Source organism: Enterobacter sp. PL_is514 (genome assembly GCF_055816715.1).
Genome location: NZ_JBVPGN010000034.1, coordinates 361,375 through 383,757, shown reverse-complemented (window position 1 = coordinate 383,757; position 22,383 = coordinate 361,375). Strand labels below are relative to the sequence as shown.

The 22,383-nt window shown below is 55.5% G+C and carries 27 protein-coding genes; 14 read left to right on the top strand and 13 right to left on the bottom strand.

The genetic code is table 11. The features are described 5' to 3' along the window. Position 1: 1 nt before the first annotated feature. Genes AC0TNG_RS17495 through AC0TNG_RS17485 form a run of 3 tightly spaced genes read right to left on the bottom strand, consistent with a single transcriptional unit; the run spans position 2 to position 2,408 of the window. Positions 2 to 1,261 carry an NAD(P)/FAD-dependent oxidoreductase gene (locus AC0TNG_RS17495; protein WP_024908364.1) on the bottom strand — a complete coding sequence of 420 codons (1,260 nt, stop codon included), beginning with the start codon at positions 1,259 to 1,261 and terminating at the stop codon, positions 2 to 4. Next, positions 1,258 to 1,977 carry an SDR family NAD(P)-dependent oxidoreductase gene (locus AC0TNG_RS17490; RefSeq protein WP_473712836.1) on the bottom strand — a complete coding sequence of 240 codons (720 nt, stop codon included), beginning with the start codon at positions 1,975 to 1,977 and terminating at the stop codon, positions 1,258 to 1,260. The genes AC0TNG_RS17495 and AC0TNG_RS17490 overlap by 4 nt, the downstream gene beginning before the upstream one ends. After that, the gene (locus AC0TNG_RS17485; RefSeq protein ID WP_473712835.1) at positions 1,974 to 2,408 is read right to left on the bottom strand and encodes a nuclear transport factor 2 family protein; all 435 of its coding nucleotides are present in this window, start codon (positions 2,406 to 2,408) and stop codon (positions 1,974 to 1,976) included. Before AC0TNG_RS17485 ends, AC0TNG_RS17490 begins: the two co-directional genes overlap by 4 nt. A 256-nt stretch (positions 2,409 to 2,664) precedes the next feature. On the opposite strand from AC0TNG_RS17485, the gene AC0TNG_RS17480 reads away from it, so the two are divergent. Together AC0TNG_RS17480 and AC0TNG_RS17475 are read left to right on the top strand one after the other, a co-directional pair. Then, complete coding sequence (locus tag AC0TNG_RS17480; protein ID WP_024908361.1) at positions 2,665 to 2,862, top strand: hypothetical protein; 198 nt, start codon at positions 2,665 to 2,667, stop codon at positions 2,860 to 2,862. A gap of 1 nt (position 2,863) precedes the next feature. After that, the gene (locus AC0TNG_RS17475; protein WP_473712833.1) at positions 2,864 to 3,646 is read left to right on the top strand and encodes a hypothetical protein; all 783 of its coding nucleotides are present in this window, start codon (positions 2,864 to 2,866) and stop codon (positions 3,644 to 3,646) included. Here AC0TNG_RS17475 and AC0TNG_RS17470 read toward each other — a convergent pair. Beyond that, positions 3,627 to 4,139 (bottom strand): GNAT family N-acetyltransferase, encoded by a 513-nt coding sequence (locus AC0TNG_RS17470; RefSeq protein WP_473712832.1) that lies wholly within the window; start codon positions 4,137 to 4,139, stop codon positions 3,627 to 3,629. The two genes, AC0TNG_RS17475 and AC0TNG_RS17470, sit on opposite strands and share 20 nt — an antisense overlap. Before the next feature lie 239 nt (positions 4,140 to 4,378). Here AC0TNG_RS17470 and AC0TNG_RS17465 point away from each other — a divergent pair, with 239 nt between their 5' ends. Beyond that, positions 4,379 to 4,921, top strand: coding sequence for a histidine phosphatase family protein (locus AC0TNG_RS17465; protein WP_061715291.1), 543 nt, complete (start codon positions 4,379 to 4,381; stop codon positions 4,919 to 4,921). A 45-nt stretch (positions 4,922 to 4,966) separates the two neighbouring features. Here AC0TNG_RS17465 and AC0TNG_RS17460 read toward each other — a convergent pair whose 3' ends face one another. The 3 genes from AC0TNG_RS17460 to AC0TNG_RS17450 all read right to left on the bottom strand — a co-directional run bounded on the left by AC0TNG_RS17460 (position 4,967) and on the right by AC0TNG_RS17450 (position 7,451). After that, a complete protein-coding gene (locus tag AC0TNG_RS17460) occupies positions 4,967 to 5,797 on the bottom strand; it encodes an oxidoreductase (RefSeq protein WP_032647039.1) in 831 nt (276 codons plus the stop codon). Positions 5,798 to 5,913: 116 nt separating this feature from the next. Next, positions 5,914 to 6,921, bottom strand: coding sequence for an AraC family transcriptional regulator (locus AC0TNG_RS17455; protein WP_473712831.1), 1,008 nt, complete (start codon positions 6,919 to 6,921; stop codon positions 5,914 to 5,916). A gap of 38 nt (positions 6,922 to 6,959) precedes the next feature. Continuing rightward, a complete protein-coding gene (locus AC0TNG_RS17450; protein WP_248164387.1) occupies positions 6,960 to 7,451 on the bottom strand; it encodes an OsmC family protein in 492 nt (163 codons plus the stop codon). A 120-nt stretch (positions 7,452 to 7,571) separates the two neighbouring features. Here AC0TNG_RS17450 and AC0TNG_RS17445 point away from each other — a divergent pair, with 120 nt between their 5' ends. Next, positions 7,572 to 8,222, top strand: a complete 651-nt coding sequence (locus tag AC0TNG_RS17445) for a GntR family transcriptional regulator (protein ID WP_473712830.1) — start codon at positions 7,572 to 7,574, stop codon at positions 8,220 to 8,222. On the opposite strand, the gene AC0TNG_RS17440 is transcribed toward AC0TNG_RS17445, so the two are convergent. Beyond that, a complete protein-coding gene (locus tag AC0TNG_RS17440) occupies positions 8,200 to 8,802 on the bottom strand; it encodes a TetR/AcrR family transcriptional regulator (RefSeq protein ID WP_048989730.1) in 603 nt (200 codons plus the stop codon). The two genes, AC0TNG_RS17445 and AC0TNG_RS17440, sit on opposite strands and share 23 nt — an antisense overlap. Positions 8,803 to 8,905: 103 nt before the next feature. On the opposite strand from AC0TNG_RS17440, the gene AC0TNG_RS17435 reads away from it, so the two are divergent. Next, entirely contained in the window at positions 8,906 to 9,373 is a 468-nt protein-coding gene (locus tag AC0TNG_RS17435) for a nuclear transport factor 2 family protein (RefSeq protein ID WP_032645324.1), read from the top strand. A 39-nt stretch (positions 9,374 to 9,412) separates the two neighbouring features. Here the strand turns inward: AC0TNG_RS17435 and AC0TNG_RS17430 are convergent, their stop codons facing one another. The 3 genes from AC0TNG_RS17430 to AC0TNG_RS17420 form a co-directional block, all read right to left on the bottom strand. Continuing rightward, complete coding sequence (locus AC0TNG_RS17430) at positions 9,413 to 9,952, bottom strand: ester cyclase (protein ID WP_032647031.1); 540 nt, start codon at positions 9,950 to 9,952, stop codon at positions 9,413 to 9,415. 64 nt (positions 9,953 to 10,016) lie between these two features. After that, the gene (locus AC0TNG_RS17425; RefSeq protein ID WP_248164385.1) at positions 10,017 to 10,736 is read right to left on the bottom strand and encodes an SDR family oxidoreductase; all 720 of its coding nucleotides are present in this window, start codon (positions 10,734 to 10,736) and stop codon (positions 10,017 to 10,019) included. Then, positions 10,733 to 11,848, bottom strand: a complete 1,116-nt coding sequence (locus AC0TNG_RS17420) for an alkene reductase (RefSeq protein WP_248164382.1) — start codon at positions 11,846 to 11,848, stop codon at positions 10,733 to 10,735. The genes AC0TNG_RS17425 and AC0TNG_RS17420 overlap by 4 nt, the downstream gene beginning before the upstream one ends. A gap of 99 nt (positions 11,849 to 11,947) precedes the next feature. On the opposite strand from AC0TNG_RS17420, the gene AC0TNG_RS17415 reads away from it, so the two are divergent. Together AC0TNG_RS17415 and AC0TNG_RS17410 are read left to right on the top strand one after the other, a co-directional pair. Further along, positions 11,948 to 12,859 carry a LysR family transcriptional regulator gene (locus AC0TNG_RS17415; protein WP_473712829.1) on the top strand — a complete coding sequence of 304 codons (912 nt, stop codon included), beginning with the start codon at positions 11,948 to 11,950 and terminating at the stop codon, positions 12,857 to 12,859. 83 nt (positions 12,860 to 12,942) lie between these two features. Continuing rightward, positions 12,943 to 13,257, top strand: coding sequence for a PTS sugar transporter subunit IIB (locus tag AC0TNG_RS17410; RefSeq protein WP_473712828.1), 315 nt, complete (start codon positions 12,943 to 12,945; stop codon positions 13,255 to 13,257). 44 nt (positions 13,258 to 13,301) lie between these two features. Here AC0TNG_RS17410 and AC0TNG_RS17405 read toward each other — a convergent pair whose 3' ends face one another. Then, positions 13,302 to 13,670, bottom strand: coding sequence for a MerR family transcriptional regulator (locus AC0TNG_RS17405; protein ID WP_417927340.1), 369 nt, complete (start codon positions 13,668 to 13,670; stop codon positions 13,302 to 13,304). Between the two features lie 96 nt (positions 13,671 to 13,766). Between AC0TNG_RS17405 and AC0TNG_RS17400 the strand changes: the two genes are divergently transcribed. From AC0TNG_RS17400 to AC0TNG_RS17370, 7 genes are all read left to right on the top strand, one after another. After that, positions 13,767 to 14,561 carry an SDR family NAD(P)-dependent oxidoreductase gene (locus tag AC0TNG_RS17400; protein ID WP_032647018.1) on the top strand — a complete coding sequence of 265 codons (795 nt, stop codon included), beginning with the start codon at positions 13,767 to 13,769 and terminating at the stop codon, positions 14,559 to 14,561. Positions 14,562 to 14,769: 208 nt separating this feature from the next. Beyond that, the gene (locus AC0TNG_RS17395; RefSeq protein ID WP_024908014.1) at positions 14,770 to 15,384 is read left to right on the top strand and encodes a TetR/AcrR family transcriptional regulator; all 615 of its coding nucleotides are present in this window, start codon (positions 14,770 to 14,772) and stop codon (positions 15,382 to 15,384) included. A 74-nt stretch (positions 15,385 to 15,458) separates the two neighbouring features. Continuing rightward, positions 15,459 to 16,568 carry an efflux RND transporter periplasmic adaptor subunit gene (locus AC0TNG_RS17390; protein ID WP_032647017.1) on the top strand — a complete coding sequence of 370 codons (1,110 nt, stop codon included), beginning with the start codon at positions 15,459 to 15,461 and terminating at the stop codon, positions 16,566 to 16,568. Next, a complete protein-coding gene (locus AC0TNG_RS17385; protein WP_473712827.1) occupies positions 16,565 to 19,654 on the top strand; it encodes an efflux RND transporter permease subunit in 3,090 nt (1,029 codons plus the stop codon). The genes AC0TNG_RS17390 and AC0TNG_RS17385 overlap by 4 nt, the downstream gene beginning before the upstream one ends. Positions 19,655 to 19,688: 34 nt before the next feature. Beyond that, complete coding sequence (locus AC0TNG_RS17380; RefSeq protein ID WP_024908017.1) at positions 19,689 to 20,282, top strand: TetR/AcrR family transcriptional regulator; 594 nt, start codon at positions 19,689 to 19,691, stop codon at positions 20,280 to 20,282. 74 nt (positions 20,283 to 20,356) lie between these two features. Then, positions 20,357 to 20,956: an NAD(P)H-dependent oxidoreductase gene (locus AC0TNG_RS17375; protein ID WP_208763856.1), complete on the top strand. Its 600-nt coding sequence runs from the start codon at positions 20,357 to 20,359 to the stop codon at positions 20,954 to 20,956. Between the two features lie 284 nt (positions 20,957 to 21,240). Continuing rightward, entirely contained in the window at positions 21,241 to 21,783 is a 543-nt protein-coding gene (locus AC0TNG_RS17370) for a cysteine hydrolase family protein (RefSeq protein WP_024908019.1), read from the top strand. A gap of 63 nt (positions 21,784 to 21,846) precedes the next feature. Here the strand turns inward: AC0TNG_RS17370 and AC0TNG_RS17365 are convergent, their stop codons facing one another. Then, positions 21,847 to 22,323 (bottom strand): WbuC family cupin fold metalloprotein, encoded by a 477-nt coding sequence (locus AC0TNG_RS17365; RefSeq protein ID WP_024908020.1) that lies wholly within the window; start codon positions 22,321 to 22,323, stop codon positions 21,847 to 21,849. Positions 22,324 to 22,383: the final 60 nt, after the last annotated feature.

Here is a 22,383-nt window from a genome sequence, read left to right as displayed (position 1 = left end):
CTCAGTTCCCCTCCCCGGCCGCTATCGCATTGACCACGTCCAGCGCGCTGCGCACCCCGTCCTCATGAAAACCGTTGTACCAGTAGGCTCCGCAGAACCAGCTCCGCCGGTGGCCGTTGATCTCGCCGCGCCGTGCCTGCGCCCGCCAGCTTTGCGGGTTAAACAGTGGATGTTCATAAACGAAGCGTTGTAGAACGAAGCGTTCATCCACCGGCGCGTCCGGGTTCAGGGTGACGCAGAACAGCGGACTGCCCGCAGGCAGCCCCTGCAGGATGTTCATGTTGTAGGTGACGCAGGCGCTGGCCTGCGCCTGCTCGCTCAGGCGGTAGTTCCAGCTGGCCCAGGCGCGCGGCCGCACCGGCAGCCAGCGCGGATCGCTGTGTAAAACGACCTCGTTGCGCTGCCAGCCGATGTCACCCAGCACTTCGCGCTCGGCGGGCGTCGGGTCATCAAGCATCGCCAGAGCACTGGCGGAGTGGCAGGCAAAGATCACCTGGTCGAAGGTATGGCTGGCGTCGTCGAGCTGGAGGGTGACGCCATCCGCATGGCGTTTCACACGCTGCACCGGCGCGTTCAGGTGCAGCGTCAGCCGGTCGCCCAGCTTATCCAGCATGGCGCGGATATACTCCCGCGAGCCGCCCGGGACGACGTACCACTGCGGACGATGGGTGATATCCAGCAGGCCGTGGTGGTGAAAGAAACGCAGGAAGAGCGGCAGCGGGAAACGCGTCATCTCCTGCAGCGACGAGGACCAGATGGCGGCTCCCATCGGCAGAATGTAGTGTCGCGCAAAAAACGGCGTGAAGCCGTGCTGCTGCAAAAACGTCTGCAGCGTGGCGTTCGGGTCCACCTCCCCGTCCAGCGCCGCTTTCGCCAGGCGATTAAAGCGAACGATCTCGCCCAGCAGCCGCCAGAATGCCGGATTCACCAGGTTTCGACGCTGGGCAAACAGCGATGTCAGGGTGTGTCCGTTGTACTCAAACCCCGTAGCGGGATTGTGCACCGAAAAGCTCATCTGCGTTTTTTGCCCGCTGATGCCCAGCTCGCTGAGCAGGCCCATAAAGCGCGGATAGGTGCGATCGTTATAGACGATAAACCCGGTATCGATCGCGTATGTGCCCTGTGGCGTTGTCACGTCAACCGTTGCGGTATGGCCGCCCGGCGTGGCGCCTGCTTCAAACAGGGTCACCTGATGGTGCCCGGCCAGCCGCCAGGCGCAGGTCAGCCCGGCAATGCCGCTGCCGATAATCGCAATGTTCATGAACGCACCATCCTGCGCAGCAGCGCGCGCTGAAGAAACGCAGGCAGCCCGGAGAGCAGCCGCAAAATGAAGCCAAACCCGTCAGGAAACGCAATATGCATTTTCCCAGCCGCCAGTCCGATACGGATCGCCTTGACCGCCTCGTCGACGGTCACCCTGCCCGGCATGGCAAAATCGTTTTTTTGCGTCAGGGGCGTATCGACAAAGCCCGGAGAGACAACCGTGACGGCAATCCCTTTTGGCTCCCAGTCCAGGCGCAGGCTCTCGGCAAACCAGCTCAGCGCTGCTTTGGACGCACCGTAGGCCTCTGCCCGTGGGAAAGACAGCCAGTGGGCCATCGAGCTCACCAGCACCACGCGATTACCTGCCACCAGCTGCGGCTGGAGCGCTTCAAGGCAGTTCACCGGGCCGAGGAAATTGGTTGCCATCACCCGCTCCACCAGCGCCGCATCCACTACTCCACTGTCGAGGTATTCGCAGGTACCGGCGCAGAGAATAATCAGGTCGGCGTAGCTGCCGGTCAGCGCCTGGCGACAGGCGTCCCTGTCCGTCATATCGAACAGGCGAACGGTGAGATTAGGACAGGTCTGATGCAGCGCTTCCAGACGCGCCGGATCTCGCCCGCAGGCAATCACATGGTAGCCGTCAGCGGAAAAGGATTTTGCCAGCCCGGCGCCAATCCCCGAGCTTGCGCCGGTAATCAGCACCGTCTTCATGATTTGACCCTCCGCTTCACGCCGCGAACCGCCCAGCCAAGCAGAGGAAGATGTTCGTAGATCATCTCTCCCGCATCGTAGTAGTCGCGCTGGTGCGTGATGAGATCGTTTTCCGTCTGCACCACTGAACATCCGGGCAGGTCGAGCGGTTCGCCCCCGGCTATGCGCGGATGCGACCAGTGCATCACCCAGGTGACAACAAACCGGTTCCCGCTGCACAGCGGCGGATCGATAGAAAAACGGCAGTTCTCAACGTTGGCCAGCAGATGGGTGAAGTAGCGCTGAAGCGCAGAGATACCGTTGTGCTCACCAAACGGATCGATAAGCGTGGCATTCGAATGATAAAGCCCCGCCAGCGCGGACGGCGGCTGGCTATCCAGTGCGGCGTAGTACTCGACAAACCGACTCACGACAGAGGGCAAAGTGCTCATGGGTCACATCCTGGCTGTAAACAACGTGGCGTAATCGCATAATTAAAACTTACACAATTAACGTTATTTGTCCAAGTTTGTGCAGATTTATTTTTTATTACCTATCAATATCAACAACTTGATAACTCAATAGTTTGACGGTTTTGTAGGCCGGGTAAGGCGTAGCCGCCACCCGGCTTTCACTTTCAGGATATCCTTAAGGCAAATTCGTCGGTCTTCTTCCAGGCTTATCCTTTTTATTCAAAAGGATGCCCGTATGAAACGTTTCTTCCTCTCCCTTTTCTCAAGCCCGGAATCCTTACTGCAGGTAATGAGTCAGCAGGAAATTATTGAAGCCGTGGAAGATGGCGATCGCATCATTATCGACCAGGACGGGAACGCCTCGGTGAACTACAAGAGCAACGAGGTGAGGCAGGATTTTCTGCGTCACGTCAACACGCTGAAGAGGGCCTGATATGGGAACGGCGATATTTATGGTGCTGATGGTATGCGGGTACTGGTACACCAGCCGCGACCTGTCGACCCGCTTTAAAATCAAGCGTTCCTTCGGCTGGGATGTCTATTTTCTCGTTGCGCTTTACGGCTGTATTTTCGTTCTGCAGGGCGTGATTGCCACCGGCCTGCTCTGGCTACTCTTGTTCGCCCTTTCCGCCGCCAACAACGCTTTTCACTTTGCCTCACCGAAATACACCGACTGGCAAATCGACTTTATGAACTGGAGCTTTTTAGGCATTCAGGCGCCGGTGGTCGTGATGCTAGCGTTTGCCATCCTGTTTTGTCTCTACCGTTCTAACTGGGCGGGCAGCGCCAGGCTGGACGGTGAAAGCCGGAAAAAGCTCTACAAACGCCTGGCGCAGTCGAGCGGTATTGAACAGCTGCTGTACCAGTGTATGGAGCAAGGCGAGCTGGCGCAGGTCACGCTGCGCTCGAGGCGGATTTACGTGGGTATGATCCACACCGCGACGCTGGAATATGAAAAAACGGCCAACATCGTGCTGATCCCAATGTTGAGCGGGTACAGAGACGCGAAGACGATGAACTTTCGCATCGAGAATAATTACAGCAGGTGGTATGCGGAGCATGACATCACGCTCGACTCGGAACCCCGCAGCGCCATGTCATTCCGCAAAGTGATTTTACTCAATCAGATTGAGAGCATCTCGCTGTTCGATCCCGCCAGCGCCAGCGCGCTGTCGCTGGCACAGCATGACACGCTGTCTAAAGAGGCATCCCCATAATCCTGAGTATGCTCTGCTGTGAGGCGGTTTCGAAAAGGACGCTCTTAACGCAGAGCATGCCCTGCTTCTGGTAGAACCGGTACGCTCCTGCGTTCTGCTCAAGCACCTCCAGCCAGAGATAGTCTTTCCCCCTGCTCCGGGCCATGTCTGTGATGTTGTTGAACATCACCTGACCATAGTTCTTGCCGGTTGCGGCGGGATCAAGGTAGAGCTTATTGAGGAGAACACCCTTCTTATCCGTTTCTGGAAGCATGGCTTCCCAGGTCACTTTCATGAATCCCACTGGCCGATCGGTCTCTGCAATATACCAGGAAACCGCGTTATCTTTCAGGCTCTGTTCAAGTACGGAAAGCGCGTACTCTCCGTGCAGAAAATCCTTCATCTCTGCCTCTGACACCCACAGATGCTGAAAATGGGCGGGATAGATGCGATATCCCAGCTCGCTTAACAGCGTTGAATCGGCCCCGGTGGCCTGTCGAATTCGAAGAGACATGGAGGGTATCCTTACTAACCGCTTTAGGTGTGATGCCGTGCGAAACGAGAAAGACAAAAACAGTTACATTCTTGCCGCATATATTATTGCGGTGAACGACGTTAAGTACAGCCCGCGTGTTATGGATCTCGCCCGACACACCAAAACGGGTGGGTGAAAACCCTCACCCGATCGCGCTAGTGTGCCTGTGTTGAATGGATGACCAGGACTAGCGATTAGAACGTATGGAAATTATTTTGATGCGGCATGGAGAACCCCATTACAGGGGGGCGCCAAGGGTCTCGTACAGGGAAATGACCGAATGGATCGACAGCTATAACCTCTCTTCGACGGGCAACGACAGGCCGCCTGAAAGGGCTCAAATTCAGGCGTACCGTGCGCTCACGTTTCTCAGCAGCCCTCTCCCGCGAGCCCTTTCATCGTTGAAAACGCTGGGGTGTGAACCGGGTTTAATTGATGAGGTTTTTCGGGAAGCAGAGCTGCCGGTGTTCCGTATTCCGGGGTTACGGCTATCGCCTTTTTACTGGGCAGCGCTGTTTCGCGTTCTTTGGCTCTGCGGCCTGTCTGGCGAGGCAGAGTGCGTGAGCGTCGCAAAGGAACGTGCCGTTAAGGCGGCAGAAATCCTGGTGAATGTCGCGAAGGACTCTGACGGCCCCGTCTTGCTCATGGGGCACGGGATGATCAATCGATTTATTGCGAAGGAACTGATCGCATCAGGCTGGAAAGAACAGACTTCCCCGGGTACCGGTTACTGGGGAGCGGGGGTTTACAGCCTTGTGTAAGGGCACATACTGACACCGAGGATGTTTTCATCCTCGGCGCCTGGGTCATAGCGTCTGGCCAAGGATAACGCGATCGAACAGACGGTCTCCCAACCAGAGACGCATGCGGATGAGCATCTTTGCATACTTGCCGGCTGCATAGCGTGTACGCGGATGAGGGCTTTTAACGGCGCGGGCAACCACGTCCGCAATCACCTTCGGGTCGCTGCCTCTGCCATTCCCGTATGCATTTTTGACCGATTTAGCCACCTTCTCCACGAGGCGAGCGTAAGGGCCATTTGCTGAACGTTTAACTATATTGCCGCTGACCACATCACCAAAGCCAGTCTCGATTAAACCCGGTTCAACAATCACAACCTTAATGCCAAATTCAGCCACTTCAAGACGCAGACAGTCAGACCATCCCTCAAGCGCATGTTTCGTTGCGTGATACCAGGCTCCCAGAAGGGTGTAAATCTTACCCCCCATAGAGGTGATATTAATAATGTAACCGCTGCGTCTGGCACGCATGGCCGGGATCAGCAGTTGCGTAAGGCGGGCCGCACCAAACACGTTAACCTCAAACTGATAGCGAGCTTCTTCAATACCGATCTCTTCTACCGGTCCATAGAGCCCAAAACCCGCGTTGTTGACCAGTACGTCAACCCCACCTGTCTGCGACATGATGGTATTCACTGCAGCCAAAATGTCTTCATCACGTGAGATATCCATCCGCAGAGGGTACGCGCCAAGCTGGGCGAGATCGTGCATTTTCTCAACGCTACGGGCAGCAGCGTAAACCTGATAGCCATCCTGAATGAGACGACGGGCGATGGCTTTGCCCATACCTGACGATGCACCGGTGACCAGCGCAGTTTTTTTGTCCTGAGTAAACATAGATACCTCGGTGAGTAGACTGCGGCTAGTTTGCTCTCCTTCGACCTCATGTTAACTAGCGTATCGCGCCATGTGACTCGCAAACTGCGCCATCAGAGCGATACATACGCACGTGTTTACTCAAGACGCATGGCTGTCCTGGCCGCTTCAGGAGTCTGACCCGTCCAGGTCATAAATGCGCGATAGAATGAGTTAGGATCTTCGAAACCCAGCAAAAACGCGATCTCATACCCGGAAAGACGCGTATTGCGAAGATAATGACGGGCCAGGTGTTCACGACACGCGTTGACAAGGTTGCGAAAGTTTTCCCCTTCCTGCTCAAGCCTGCGCTGCAGCGTGCGTTTACTCATTCCCAGACGCTCCGCCGCTTTTTCAATAGTCGCTTCGTTACCGGGGATAAGCTCCAGGAGTACCGCTCGTACGCGCTCGGCGGTTGAAGCCCGTTCATTTAACTGACCGAGACGACGCTGCAGTTCCGGTTCAAACACCTGCCACATCCCCTCATTGACCGTTAAAAAGGGTCGAAGCGTATCGGCTGCGGAAAAGCTTATGGCGGGCTGTTCTCCGTATTGCACGTCAGTACCAAAGAAACGCGAAAAGTGGCTGTTCTGAACCGATGACGGTAGCGCAGAAACGCAGATCCGTAAGGGGTTAACCGGTTCGCGAGTTCCCAGACGCAGAAGCTTGAGCAGGAAGCCCAGCTCTGCCACCTGGAGAAACGGCGGAATAGTTGTCGCAAAAAGCCAACGCGGTGAGACGGTAAGGTTGCCGTTTTGGTCGACCGTTGTCTCCAGAACCATGGGAGCAATAAGCTGTTTATATCTGGCCAGACGCTGGACAGCCTGCATCATATTGCTGCTACACAGGGCGGCAAAAAGGGGCGGGTCAAACACATCCGCAGAGATCAACTCAATGAGCGGGACGGGAAAAGAAGGATCGTTCGTTTCAGCCTCCAGCGCGTTCCAGAAGCGAATGTATTCACTCGTATCGAGTCCGCGCGCTTTTTGCAAAAAGAGATCGTCAGGTAATCCTGCCCTGCGGAGAATGCGTTCTGGCTCAAGCCCCGCGTCTTTCAGCAGCGTTTTCCAGCTTATATCGAGAGCGAAAGTACGGTTAGAAGCCATTTACTCATTCCCGGTTGAAGGTTATGCAACGCTTAGCGTTATTGTTCATCGACGGATGAACGGGCGCTATGCAGTATGGTTGGCTGGCAGGTCACCGGGAAATTCAGTGAGTTAGCAATAAAGCAGAGCTCATGCGCGCGGTGATGAAGTGCCACAGCGCGATCGATATCATCCCCTGGGCGAAGCGTGATTTGAGGCTTCAGGACAATAGAGGTGAAACACCCCTTTTCTCCTTCGCGCATCGTTCCTTCCGCCCGGTCAATATAGGTATAAACGCTTATCCCCGCTTCCGCGCAAAGATGCAAATACCATAATTTGTGACAGGCAGAGGCTGACGCGACAAGAAGATCTTCAGGATTCCAGCATGATGCATCCCCCAGAAATGCAGGGTCTGATGAACCTGAAATCGGAGATTTATCACCCGCCGTGATGTCATAAAGACGATCGTAGGCTTTATAGGATTCCGTCCCCCGACCTATGTTCCCTTTCCACTCGACCTTAACCTGATAATGATGCTCACGATGGCTCATCTTGATGCTCCCGATAATGATATCCGATGGATTTTGCTGGCGATATTTGTTCGCAATCACCTGTCTCGACGTAAGCTATCAGATGGTATACCATTATTCCATCTTTTCAGGAGAAACAGTATGCAGCTTAACGCCCTTTCGACCCCGGACGTGCTCGCCAGTGAATTAAGAAAGATGATAAACAGCGGTCGTCTGCGTGATGGAGAGAGGCTTGTTGAAAGGGATCTTGCCAGTCATTTTTCTGTCAGCCGAATCCCAATGAGAGAAGCAATCAGGCAGCTTGAACGCGATGGGCTGGTGGAAATTTTCAGGAACCGCGGCGCTGTTGTCAGAACGCTTTCTGTTGATGATCTGGATGAGATTTACTCCCTGCGTGCCTTACTGGAAGGGGAAGCCGTCTTTCAAAGCGTGAAAAACCTGAGCCCTGATACGCTGGCGAGGGCCGAACTGACGCATACGCTTCTCGCCAGAACGACTGAATTTGACATGCAGGGCACACTTAACCGGGAGTTCCACGATCTTGTCTACAGTGGGTGCAAAAGCCAACGCCTGCTGAGGCTGATTAATGATACCCGCAATCAGATAGAGCGGTATGAATACCTTCAGCGAAAGCTCCTTTCCGCAACACCGGTTTTTCAGGATGACCATGCAGGTATCCTTACAGCCTGCAGGGAACGGGATGCCGGGAATGCACGAGCTGAAGTCGTGCGACATATTCTTAGTGCCGGAGAAATGCTAAAAACGTTTATCAGCCGTCGCGACGAGGGTTAAGGGGAAATCCCGTTAACACGGCTAATGCCCGCTTCAACGGAGTGATGACATCATCCGTCTCCATGCCCATTTGCGCATGAATAATGGCACCGTCAATGAGCAGCATGATTTCATTGACGACGCGCTCATCCGCGATCTTCGTCAGCGACGCAATAATATTCTTTGTTTCGATTTTATGATCGCGGCATATCTCTTTTATTTCGCTTTCAATATCTTCCGATTTTGCCTCAGCGCTGGCATTAATAAATGCGCAGCCGTGGAATTCAGGCGAAATAAACCATTCGTAAAGCGTTGCCGATATAGCATCAGAAGGTATTTCACCTTCATCAAGATGTCGACGCAGCGTGGATTCAAACCAGCCAATCCATATTTCATGCCGATAGTGCAAATAGGCGAGAATAAGTAAACTTTTACTCGGAAAATGGCGATAAAACGTCACCTTGGTCACTTTCGATGCTTTAATCAGCGTATCCACGCCCGTCGCCCTGAAGCCTGTGGAATAAAACAGATCGTGCGCCGTAAGTAATATCTTATCTCTGACGCTGATTTTGGTATCGTTGCCTGCGGATTCTGTTTTCACTTTTGGGTAGCCTCAAAACGGATGTTGACAGCGTTATTTTACAGGCATAGATTACCGCATGTAGACAGACCTGTCTACATCATATAACACTGAGGTAATCGCCATGAACACACGTCCTCCTTTACCGCCCTTCACGCGTGAAAGCGCCATCGAAAAAGTCAGACTGGCAGAAGATGGCTGGAACAGCCGCGACCCGGCGAAGGTCGCGCTGGCCTATACGCTGGATACCCAATGGCGCAACCGCGCGGAGTTCGCCACTAACCGTGAAGAAGCCCGGGCGTTTCTGGAGCGGAAATGGAAAAAAGAGCTGGACTATCGTCTGATTAAAGAGCTCTGGGCATTTACGGATAACCGCATCGCGGTGCGCTATGCCTATGAATGGCATGATGATTCCGGCAATTGGTTCCGCTCTTACGGCAATGAAAACTGGGAGTTTGAGCCGGACGGACTGATGAAGCGACGCTTTGCCTGCGTAAACGATATGCCGATAAAAGAATCCGAGCGCCTGTTCCACTGGCCGCTGGGCAGACGCCCGGACGATCACCCTTCGCTGAGCGATCTTGGCTTATAGGATTTTCGCATCACTCCGGGCCGTCCCGGAGTGGTGAATTTACAGTGCGCCCAGCTGTTTCATCAGCGTCAGGTTGTCCTCAATATGCCAGTTAGCCGCAATCTTGCCGTCAGCAATCTCATAAATATCCGTGGCGATAAAATCTATTTTCTGCCCCTTTCCCTTCAGCTTGCCAAATGTCCCGGTGAAGGTGCCGTGAAAATGTAAATGCGAGACCACGCGATTGCCTGAAATAATCATTTGCTCAACGTCGCAGCGTAAATCAGGCACGGCTGTACGAAACGCACGGGAGGCTAAAATAGCGCCTTCGGGACCTTGCTTACGACCTTCCGGAGGCGTTTTATCGATGAAATTCACTGCCAGCGCATCACGCGCCAGGGACTCTTCTCCCGTATTCCAGAACGTTGCATATTCTCTGGCAACGGCTTCATTCGCCCTTAATTGCGCCTGGGGCAGGCTCTTATCAACAATAAGCTGTTTCGGTGGAAGCCATTCCAGCTGCGCCGAAAATGCGGTGCCGGACAGACCGGCAAGAATAAGCATCGCCACAGCTGGACGAAAACACGTCGTATATTTCATGATATCTCTCAATAGAGTATTACATTACCCGCAGTCGATTTCCTGCGGTTCAAATCCGCGAGGGTCAGTTAATTAACGCCCCGCCCTCAATATCAATGATCGACCCCGTGACAAAGGGATTATCAATGGCGAAAAGATACCCTTGCGCGATGTCCTCCGCCCTTCCCCAGGCTTTGGCTGGCAGGGTTTCCGCCGCGCCAGCGAGCATTTTTTCCCGCGCGGCGGAGTCCATGCCCGCGTACGCCTCCGTGTCGGTCAGCCCCGGGCTCACGACGTTGACGCGCAGCGGTGAAAGCTCTTTCGCCAGCACTTTTGTCGCGGCCTCAATCGCGGCATTCATCGTCGTTTTAACAATGGCGCCCGCCACGGTGCGACGCGCCACGAACCCGCTGGTGAACGTCAACGTACCGCGGGGAGTGATGTTCCCGCTGAGATAGCGGGCGACATTGATGCTTCCCCAGAATTTTGTATCAAAGGCCAGCCTTGCAGCGCGGAGATCCAGCCCGGAAAGAAGCCCTCCCGGAGCCTGTGAGCCCGCGGTAACGACAATATTATTGACCTCACCCAGCGTTTCACCGAGCGCGACAAGCTCTGCCTCACGGCTGATATCCAGCACGAGGGTGTGAACAGACGCGGCGTGAGTGCTCAGCCGCTGCCGCGCAGCGTTCAGCTTCGCGCCGTCGCGGCCCGCAAGAATAATTTCCTCGCCTCGCCCGGCAAGCAGGCTGCCCACGGCGAAACCGATGCCGGACGCGCCGCCGATAATTAAGGTTTTACGGGTCATAACGTTTCCTCCTGCAGGATGTAAATGGGGTAATCGGTATAGCCCGTCGCGGTGCCGCCAAACAGCGTGGCGGGGTCGCGCACCTGGGCCAGAGGCAGCTGGTGCGCCAGCCGGTGGGGTAAATCCGGGTTGGCAATAAACGGTCGTCCGAAGGCAATCAAATCGGCATAGCCGGCAGCAAGGATCTTTTCCGCTTTTTCAAGGTCATAGTTACCCGCAACGATAAGGGTTCCGCTAAACGTCTCGCGAAGCGATCGACGGAACTGTTCAGGTACCTGCGGCGCATCGTCCCAGTCGGCTTCCGCCAGGTGGATGAAAGCAATACCTTTTTGCTCACACCAGGCCGCGAGCGCGAGTATGGCTTCCGTCACCTGCGGATCGTTCATCCCGCGCTGGGTAATAAACGGGGAAAGGCGAATGCCCGTACGCTCGCGGCCAATGGCCTCAGCAATGGCGCTTAACACCTCCTGAGCAAAGCGGATCCGGTTCTCCAGCGTGCCGCCGTACTCATCCGTGCGTTTATTGGATGTCTGACGCAGAAACTGGTCGATCAGATAGCCGTTTCCGCCGTGGATCTCCACGCCATCAAACCCGGCCTGGACGGCATTCAGTGCCGCCTGACGATAGTCCGCGACGATGCTGTGAATCTCCTTGCGCGAGAGCGTTCTTGGCTGCGGGCAGTCAACCATCTGGCCTTCCCCCTGTTCATTCACCACCCACACCTGCGCGTCCGGTGCCAGTGCTGACGGCGCAACGGGCTGACCATCCTGATGAAAACGGGCGTGCGACATTCGCCCCACGTGCCAGAGCTGAGAAAAAATAACCCCGCCCGCCTGATGCACGGCACCCGTCGTGAGCTGCCATCCTGAAACCTGCTCCGGCGAATGGATGCCGGGTGTCCATGAGTATCCCTGGCCCTGAGGCGAGATCTGCGTGGCTTCCGTGATGATTAATCCGGCGCTGGCCCGCTGCCGGTAATACTCTGCCATCAGCGCGGAGGGAATATTGCCCGGTTGAAGGGAGCGTGCGCGGGTCATCGGCGCCATGACGATACGGTTTTTCAGGTCTTGCTGCCCCAGCCTGTAGCGTTCAAAAAGTGAGGTACGTTGCATGTTTTCATCCCTTATGGTTTGGATGAAATCACTTTACAGACGGCATCTTGTTTTGATAATTACGCTAAAAGCAGATGCACTTTTCGGAAAATATGAATAATGGGCAAACTCGAAGACATGGCATTACTGGTTGAAGTGGCCGAGGCTGGCGGTCTTTCTGCCGCCGGACGACGCCTGTCGCTTTCCCCCGCCACCATGACGGCCAGGCTGAAGGCGATTGAGGAGCGTTACCAGACCCGTCTGTTTCACCGCTCAACGCGGTCCATCACGCTGACCCGCGCCGGGGAAGAGTTTTACCATGCCGCGCTTCGCGTGCTGGAGGAGATGCATCACGCCGAGTCGTTACTGACGCAAAAAGAAGGCGTGCTCAGCGGCAACATTCGCCTTTCTGCCCCCTCGGACTTTGGCAGACAGTATCTTAGCCCCGCCGTCGTGGAATTCTCCCGACGCCATCCTGACGTTAAATTTTTCATCTCGTTAAAAGAACACGTTGAGGACCTGGTCGCTAACCGGCTGGATATGAGCGTGCGTTTCGGCAACCTGCCGGACAGCAGCCTTGTCGTCAGAAACATCCGCCCGAACCATCGAGTACTGGTCGCCTCCGGGGAGTACCTTAACGAACGCGGCATCCCCGCCACGTTTGCAGATTTGGCTCAGCATCGGTGCCTGGCACTTGAGTCTCGGGGTGTGGTGATGAACGAATGGCGCTTTGAAACCAATGGCGAAGAAAGCATTGTACGCGTAGAGCCTGCCATGGTGTGCGACGACGGAGCATTGCTTCGCCAGTGGGCGCTCAGCGGGGCTGGCATCGCGGGGAAATCGTGGTGGGATGTAAAAGACGATGTTGATACAGGCAGACTCACGGTACTGTTTGCCGACAGCTTCACCGGTTTTAGTCGGTACGATCGCAAAGATGTCGGGCTGCAGTTTGTTTACCCGCAGCGCAAGCTGCAGCCGCTTCAGGTCACTGCGTTTAGCCAGTTTTTTCTCGACTGGCTAAGAGAGCATTAATTTGTCGCCAAAATAAGAGACAGCACGCATTTCGGTGACAACCTGAGGACTACCCTAAGAGCGGTTTTCAGGAGGAACAAAATATGAAAAAGCTTCTGATCTGTTGTTTGTTTGGTAATACCGCAAACTCTCTCGCCAAAAAGATGCAGTCTCTGGCAGAACGCGAAGGCTATCCGCTGATGATTAGCGCTGTTGGGCTGGATAACTTCGCCAGTGCCGCTCCCGCTTTCGATGGTTTCCTCGTCGCGCCGCACATTCAGTACAAACTCGATGAGATAAAAGAGACGGTGGGTAATACACGTTCAATCGCCATTATTGAGAGTCTGCCCTATGCGTCCCTGGACGCGAAGAAAGTACTGAATTTCGTGAAGGAGCAGATGCCTGAACTGGCTGCCTGATAGATAAGGCCGCATCGGTTTTGCGGCCTCCGCTCACCCACAGTTCAAAACTCGTCGATACAGGGTTGACCAACCTTATTAATCGCATTGATTATCCTGGCCCTGAGTTCAATTAACGCCGCTTCTTTCTCTTCCAGCTGCTGCAGCTTGCGGCGCAGGGACGCTTGTTTTTGCTCAGCGGTAAATTTGTCGTCAACCCAGACAGCTAAAACCTCTGAAATTTCAGCTAAGGTAAAACCCAGCATTTTGGCATGCTTGATCATGTTTAAACGCTGTAAATCAACGGCGGAATAGACTTTGTAGTTATTGCTGCGATTAGGTTGCGGGATATTCTCTAATAGCCCTTGCCGCTCATAGTAACGCACCGTCTCTTTCGATAATCCCGTTTTCGCGCACAGTTCACCAATTCGCATCGCGCCGCCCTCACCTTGTAAAAATCACGCTTGACCGTGTACCTAAGTGCACGGTTTATCCTGTGCGGCATACATTAGGGAAACGGGATTAAAAATATGAATTCTTTTGATTATACAGGAAAAACAGCGCTGGTTACCGGAGCGTCTTCGGGCATAGGTCGTGATTTTGCCAGGCAGCTCGCGGCCCGCGGCGTGGCCTTGATCCTGATCGCCCGCTCCGAACCAAAGCTGCAGGCGCTTGCCGCAGAGTTAGTCAGAAAACATGGCGTATCCATCACGATTATTGTGCAGGATTTAGTGAAACCGGAAGCCATTCCCCACATTGTGGAACGGCTTGAAACCTTAAGGCGTTTCCCCGACATTCTGATCAACTGCGCCGGGTTCGCCACCTATGGGCCATTCGAAAAGCTCTCTATCGACAGGCAGCGTGATGAGATAAACGTGAACTGCCTGGCCCCTGTGGAGCTGACGCACGCCATGCTGCCGGGAATGCTCCAGAAAGGCTCGGGGATGATTATTAACGTGGCCTCAACGGCCGCGATGCAGCCGGATCCCTATATGGCGATTTATGGCGCAACTAAAGCCTTCCTGCTCTCGTTTTCGAATGCGCTGTGGGGTGAGTATCGCTCAAAGGGCATCCGCGTTCTGGCGCTTTGCCCCGGCGCAACGGATACGGCCTTTTTTGATGTGGTGAATGCGGAGGAAGCCTCGGTAGGTAAAAGAATGCCCGCAGACAAGGTGGTCGCCCTGGCGCTAAAGGCCGTGGAGAGTAACCGTAGCACCCTGATTACCGGATGCGGTAACTGGCTTCTGGGGCAGCTACACCGGTTCGTGACGCGAAAGCGTCTGGTGCTCATCGTTGAAAAAATATTGCGTCCACGCTCGGCTTAAGCAAAAACGGCTCTGTTCAGTGCAAGGGAGTTGCGCTGAAATCCTCGCTTATCGCAGACAGATAGATGCCATAGTGCGCGAAAAACAGTGATACACTTAGCTCACCTGGTTGATCGTCCCGTCTGAAGGGCGCATGATGAATGACGGTAACCAAAGTACAAAATGGTCACTCGTTGTTAATCGTAGCCTGTCACGCTAAGCTTAAATAATGACTAAAAATATGAACCCCCCATCAGCACGTGGTCCACTTGACCACGCTGTCAGAGAGCAAATCGTCGAAGCCGCTTTTGAGCACTTCGGTCACTACGGCTATGAAAAAACCACCGTCGCCGAGCTGGCTAAATCCATCGGTTTTTCTAAGTCCTACATTTATAAGTTTTTCGATTCCAAACAGGCTATCGGCGAGGTGATCTGCGCTAACCGCCTGGAGTTGATCATGGCGGCGGTGCTTTCCGCCATCAAGGATGCGCCGTCAGCAAGCGAAAAATTACGCCGTCTTTTCAAAGCGCTCACCGAAGCGGGAAGCGAGCTGTTTTTCCACGACCGTAAGCTGTACGACATTGCCGCCGTCGCCGCACGCGAGCAGTGGCCGTCGACAGAACGGTATGCAGAAAGCCTGATGAAGCTAATTGAGAGCATCATTATCGAAGGCAGGCAGGCCGGAGAGTTTGAGAGAAAAACGCCGCTGGATGAGGTCACACAGGCTATCCACATGGTGATGTGTCCTTTTATCAATCCCATCCAGCTGCAGTACAACCTCGAAATGGCCCCCACCGCGGCGGTGCTTCTCTCTTCACTGATTTTAAGAAGCCTGGCCCCCTAAATTGTGACCATTGACATTTTTGGTCACTAGTCAGAGAATGCGGATACCGTCCTGTTACGTCAAAAAGGTTTCCCATGCTCAGGCTCACTTCAGCCCGCGTTGCCGTTTGTCTCCTGCCGTTTGCCCTGGTGGCATGCGGCGATATTTCCGCGAGTGACGATCCGCGCACAAAGCCACCGCTCGTCAGATCCGCTTCCGTTGAGCTTGCGAACAATACCGCCCGCGCCTTCACGGGCGTTGTGGTCGCAAGAACGCAAAGCGATTTGGGTTTCAGGGTTCAGGGAAAAATCCTTGAGCGACTGGTTGATACGGGGCAGACCGTCAAACAGGGCCAGCCCTTACTGCGCCTGGATCCCGTTGACCTGAAATTACAGGCTCAGGCGCAGCAGCGCGCGGTAGATGCTGCCCAGGCGCGCGCGCGAAAAGCCTCCAGCGATGAAGCGCGCTATCGCGGCCTTGTGGCATCCGGCGCCGTATCTGCCTCGGAATATGACCAGATCAAAGCGGCGGCCGATACGGCCAGGGCCGATCTCAGCGCCGCCCGGGCACAGGCCAACGTGGCGCAAAACGCCACGGGCTATGCCGTACTGCTGGCGGATTCAGACGGCGTGGTCATGGAGACGCTCGCCGAGCCGGGTCAGGTCGTCAGTGCCGGACAGGTGGTGATCAGGCTCGCCAGAGCGGGACAACGCGAAGCGCTCGTGCAGCTTCCGGAAACGCTGCGCCCTGCCGTCGGCAGCGAGGCGCAGGCCACCCTTTATGGCAAAGAAGAAAACCCGGTCACCGCAACGCTGCGCCTGCTGTCTGACTCTGCCGATGCCGCGACCCGCACGTATGAAGCCCGCTACGTGCTGGATGGCCTGCTGGCAAACGCGCCGCTGGGGGCGACCGTCACGCTGAACATTCAGGACAATAAAGCGGAAGGTCAGGTCATGCAGGTTCCGCTGGCTTCACTCTATGATGCAGGAAAAGGTCCCGGCGTCTGGCGTATTTCCGCCCAGCCGGCAAAAGTCGCATGGACGCCCGTCAAGGTGCTGAGCGTGGGTGAAGACGCGGTGCAGGTTACGGGCGGCGTGAAGCCCGGTGAGAAAATTGTTGCGTTAGGGGCCCATCTTCTGCACGAAGGTGAGGTCGTCAGGCTTGCTAAACAACGCAATGCCGCCCTGACGGAGAACACGCCATGAGCGGAAGCCGCTTCAACCTGTCAGCGCTGGCCGTCCGCGAACGTTCCATCACGCTGTTTCTGATCGTTCTGGTCACCATTGCCGGAATTTACGCCTTCTTTGGGCTCGGACGCGCGGAAGACCCACCCTTCACGGTAAAGCAAATGACGGTGATAACCGTCTGGCCTGGCGCCACCGCGCAGGAGATCCAGGATCAGGTCGCCGAACCGCTGGAAAAGCGCCTGCAGGAGCTCAAGTGGTACGACCGTACCGAAACCTATACCCGTCCCGGCATGGCGTTTATCACGTTGTCATTGCAGGACAAGACCCCGCCCGCCGAAGTGCAGGAGGAGTTCTATCAGGCGCGTAAGAAGCTTGGAGATGAATCTCAACGTCTTCCGGCGGGCGTCATCGGCCCGATGATCAATGACGAATTCTCGGATGTCACCTTTGCCCTCTTTGCCCTGAAAGCGAAAGGCGAACCGCAGCGGCAGCTGGTACGTGATGCCGAAGGCCTGCGCCAGCAGCTTCTGCACGTTCCCGGCGTGAAGAAAGTGAACATTATCGGCGAACAGGCCGAGCGGATTTATATCTCCTTCTCCCATGACCGTCTGGCGACGATAGGGCTCTCACCCCAGGATATTTTCAATGCGCTCAACAGCCAGAACGCGTTAACCGCGGCGGGTTCCATTGAGACCCGAGGCGCGCAAATTTTTATCCGCCTGGACGGCGCGTTCGATGAACTGCAGAAAATCCGCGATACGCCTTTTGTTGCTCAGGGCAAAACGCTCAAGCTGTCCGACGTAGCAACGGTTGAGCGAGGCTACGAAGATCCCCCGACGATGCTGATACGTAATCAGCATGAACCCGCCCTTCTGCTGGGCATCGTGATGCGCGAAGGCTGGAACGGTCTGGCGCTGGGTAAAGCGCTGGATGCGGAAACGGCAAAAATCAATGATAGCCTGCCGCTTGGCATGTCCCTGACCAAAGTCACCGACCAGTCCGTGAATATTCGCTCGTCGGTCGATGAGTTTATGATCAAATTCTTCGTCGCCCTGCTTGTGGTCATGGTGGTGTGTTTTGTCAGCATGGGCTGGCGCGTGGGGGTGGTGGTTGCGGCGGCGGTCCCGCTGACGCTGGCGGTCGTCTTCGTGGTGATGGAAGCCGCGGGAATAAACTTTGACCGCGTGACATTGGGCTCCCTGATCCTCGCCCTCGGCCTGCTGGTTGACGATGCGATTATCGCTATCGAAATGATGGTGGTAAAAATGGAGGAAGGTTACGACAGAATCAAAGCCTCGGCCTTCGCCTGGAGCCATACCGCCGCGCCCATGCTGGCCGGAACCCTGGTGACGGCCATTGGCTTTATGCCGAATGGTTTTGCCCAGTCGACCGCCGGAGAATACACCAGCAATATGTTCTGGATTGTCGGCCTCGCCCTGATTGCATCGTGGTTTGTCGCGGTGGTGTTCACGCCCTATCTTGGGGTGAAGATCCTGCCGGCGATCCCCAAAGTAGAAGGAGGTCATGCCGCCATCTATAACACCCCTCGCTATAACCGTTTTCGCCAGCTGCTTGGCCGCGTTATCGCCAGGAAATGGCGGGTGGCCGGCGCTGTGGTCGCCATATTCATCCTGGCCGTGCTCGGCATGGGGCTGGTGAAAAAACAATTTTTCCCAACCTCCGATCGCCCGGAAGTGCTGGTTGAAGTGCAGATGCCCTACGGCACCTCGATAGCGCAAACCAGCGCCGCAACGGCAAAAATAGAAGCGTGGCTGGGCCAGCAGCCTGAAGCCAGAATTGTTACTGCCTATATTGGTCAGGGTTCGCCCCGCTTTTATCTGGCGATGGCGCCTGAACTGCCCGATCCGTCTTTTGCGAAAATCGTGATCCTGACGGACAGCGAGACGTCACGCGAGGCGCTCAAGCTCCGGCTGAGAGAAGCGGTCGCCAACGGCCTGGCGCCTGAAGCGCGCGTGCGGGTGACCCAGCTGGTGTTTGGCCCTTACTCACCCTTCCCGGTTGCCTGGCGCGTGACGGGTCCGGATGTCGAACAGGTGCATGACATCGCTGATAAGGTGAAAACCGTGCTCCAGGCAAGCCCGATGATGAGAACCGTCAACACCGACTGGGGGTCACGCGTTCCCGTATTGCATTTCACCCTCGATCAAAACCGCCTGCAGGCGACCGGCTTAACCTCCAGTGCCGTTGCCGAGCAGCTTCAGTTCCTGCTCTCAGGTGTGCCCGTCACCTCCGTGCGGGAAGATATTCGCTCGGTAGAGGTGATTGGCCGCGCGGCGGGAGATATCCGTCTTGACCCGGCAAAAATCGAGGGCTTTACCCTTGTCGGCAATGCGGGACAGCGCGTTCCGCTGTCTCAAATCGGCAAGATTGAGATTGGTATGGAAGATCCGATCCTGCGTCGTCGCGATCGCACCCCGACGATAACCGTGCGGGGGGATATCGCTAACAATCTTCAGCCACCGGATGTGTCGGTCGCCATCATGAAGCAGCTCCAGCCGATTGTTAATGCACTGCCGGCCGGATACCGTATCGACATGGCGGGTTCGATTGAGGAATCGGGCAAAGCCACGCAGGCCATGTTGCCGCTGTTCCCGATCATGATAGCCCTGACGCTGCTGATCATCATTTTGCAGGTGCGCTCAATCTCAGCGATGGTGATGGTGTTCTTAACCGCTCCGCTGGGGCTGATTGGCGTGGTGCCCGTGCTGTTGATTTTCAATCAGCCGTTTGGCATCAACGCGCTGGTCGGTTTGATCGCCCTTTCCGGCATTCTAATGCGCAATACGCTGATCCTGATCGGTCAAATCGATCATAACCAGAAGGACGGTCTCGAGCCGTTCCAGGCGGTTGTTGAAGCGACGGTCCAGCGCGCACGCCCGGTCCTGCTGACCGCCATGGCCGCCGTGCTGGCGTTCATTCCCCTGACGCATTCGGTGTTCTGGGGCACGCTGGCTTACACGCTAATCGGCGGAACGCTGGGCGGGACGATCATCACGCTCGTCTTCCTGCCCGCGATGTATGCGATATGGTTCCGGATCCGCCCTGTGGAACAACGCGTGCAGCGCCCCGCAGAAAGCGTGTAAACTACCATAAGTAGATAACAGTTTTGAGGAAAGTATGGTTGTTAAGCGCTTAAGAAAAGAGGACCGCCGCGTGCAGCTGCTCGAGGTTGCACGCGGAATCGTTCGCCAGCAAGGCACGGAGGCCTTGACGCTTGGCTACCTGGCCGAGCGGGCCAACGTGACCAAGCCTATCCCCTATGACCACTTTGGCGATCGTGAAGGGTTGCTGATGGCGCTGTACCAGGATTATAGCGATCGGCAGCTGGCGAAATTCCGTGAGACGCTGGCGGTCGACAGCAAAACGCTGGAAAAGACGATCCGCTTTTTCAGCGCCGCCTATATCGACTGCGCCATTACTGCCGGGCCCGAAACCGGGCCAATCGCGGCTGCGCTGTCCGGTTCCCACGCGTTGCAGACGTTTCGTGAGGCATGCGTGGCCGAATGTGCCGACTGCCTGCGTACCGCGCTTTCCCCTTTTATCGTCTTAAAAGGCGTTCAGGGGGAAGCGGTACTGACGGCCATCATTGGCGCGGCGGACGCGCTCAGCACCGCGGCGGGCAACGGCGTACTCGCCCGAAATATTGCGGAAGATATGCTCAGCGGCGCCATGACCGGCGTGCTGGAGACCTACGCGAATAGCACAAAATGATCGTCGGGGGCGGATTGACACCTAAGTTACCAATAGTAATATAGGTATCACTTCTCCCCCATTCTGAGGTCGCTATGTCTGCTATACCAGCCATTAATAACGCACTGATCGTGACGGCTCACCCTGTCGACAATTCATTATCCCATTCGCTGGCAACCCATATTGCCGGAAAATTACGCGAGCAAGGTACGCAGGTTGAAATCGCCGATCTGCATGCTGAAGGGTTTAATCCGGCCATGTCTCGCGCCGACCTTGATTTGTATCACGGCGATCCGAAAGCCCTTCCCGACGATATTCTGCGCGAGCAGCAGCGCGTCGAGCGAGCGGATATGCTGGTGTTTGTCTTCCCCGTGTACTGGTGGTCGGTCCCCGCGCTGTTGAAAGGCTGGTTCGATCGCGTATTAACCCTGAACTGGGCGTATAAGGTGGCCGACAACGGACGGATTGTGGGCAACTTACGGGATGTTCCCGTCCGCCTGATTGCCACCGGCGGCAGCGATCTCACCGGATTTGATAAACACGGCTATTCGACGGCGATTCAGACGCAGATTATCGAAGGCGTATTTGGCTTCTGCGGGTTGAAGAACGTTAAGCTCGATATCCTTTACCAGGCAGATACGGCGACGCCTGAGCAGGTTGAGGAATTCCTGAAAGGGCTCGGCAGTATTCAATAATATCATCCCGGCGCAACGCTAACGTTGCACCTACTGATGTTGGTGTATTGAAGAGAATCTCTCACCAGCGCTATAACTGTACGCGATAGTTACGCTAACAGCGAAATAAACAAAGGTCATTGCATGTATCAGTCAGTTCAGCCAACAACCACGCTCACCACCACCGGAACCTTCGGCGGCGTGAGTGTATCTGTAGCAAACGACTGACAAACAGAACCTCAATCCCCGCCACTCTGGACGGGGAAATATCTCTCCGTTCACCACCCTCTGAATGGAGAAATAAAATGGTTTCGTCTGACAATGCACTCCTGGTTATCGACATGCAGCAGGGCCTCTTCCGGGGCCCGGTTTCCCCCTGTTCCGCCGATGCCGTTCTGGAAAATATCCGTTTGTTAATCACCCACGCGCGACGCGCGCAGGTGCCCCTCTTTTTTGCCCGCCATATTGGACCAGACGACTCCCCGCTCTCAGAGAAGGGTCCGTTAACACAGCTGATACCCGAGCTGGGCGTGAAGGAGCAGGATGTTGTTTTCACCAAGCGCTATCCCAGCTGTTTTAGGGATACGGTATTGCTACGAGAACTTAATCAGCGAGGTGTCAAACAGCTGGTCATTGCCGGGATGAAAACTGAGTTTTGCGTTGATACGACCTGTCGGGCCGCACCGGAGCTGGGTTTCAGGACGGTATTGATTTCTGATGCGCATACCACAATGGATAATGACTATTTATCCGCCAGCGACATTATTACCCATCACAACAGCACCCTGGCAGGTCCGTTCGTGACGCTGTCGACTGCCCGCGACTGGCATTTTAATAGGGCGAGTTGAGCTGGCGGGTTCGTCTCTCTCTTCCCCGGTGCGCCTTTGCGCGCCGGGGACATGAGTGCACAATTACAGGGAAAAACCACCGTCACCCACCTGCGCCTGAGCGTACCATTTCATCAACTCCGCGCTACCGGGTGCGTTCTCAGCCGGTGACCATGGGGCGGTATCGTGCTCAGGAACGGGCTGGTAGCCACCGTGTTTTACCTCAAAAATAACGCCGCCTTTATCCAGCGACAGCACGGCATGCCAGGTACCGGCATCCATCTCCAGCACTTTGCAGTCTTCACCTAACACCACGCGCTGGGTCACGTTACCGCTGTCATCAAAATTCAACACCAGAAAGCGACCGCTCAGCGCCGTCAGCAGTTCAAACGTGTGCGGGTGGCGATGGGGACGAACATAGGTACCGGGTTCCATCGCGATGGCCAGGCGCTGCACCGGGTCGCTCAGCTCAGGGTGTAAATTGCGATGGGCGCGTAAGCGAGGAGAATTTGCAGCCTGCTCGCTTTGTTGCTGCAGGTCACTGAAAGTAATTTGTTTCATATACACCTTTGTGAATGGGGTCATCTTACGGCAACCCGATTGCCGCAAGACGTTATACCA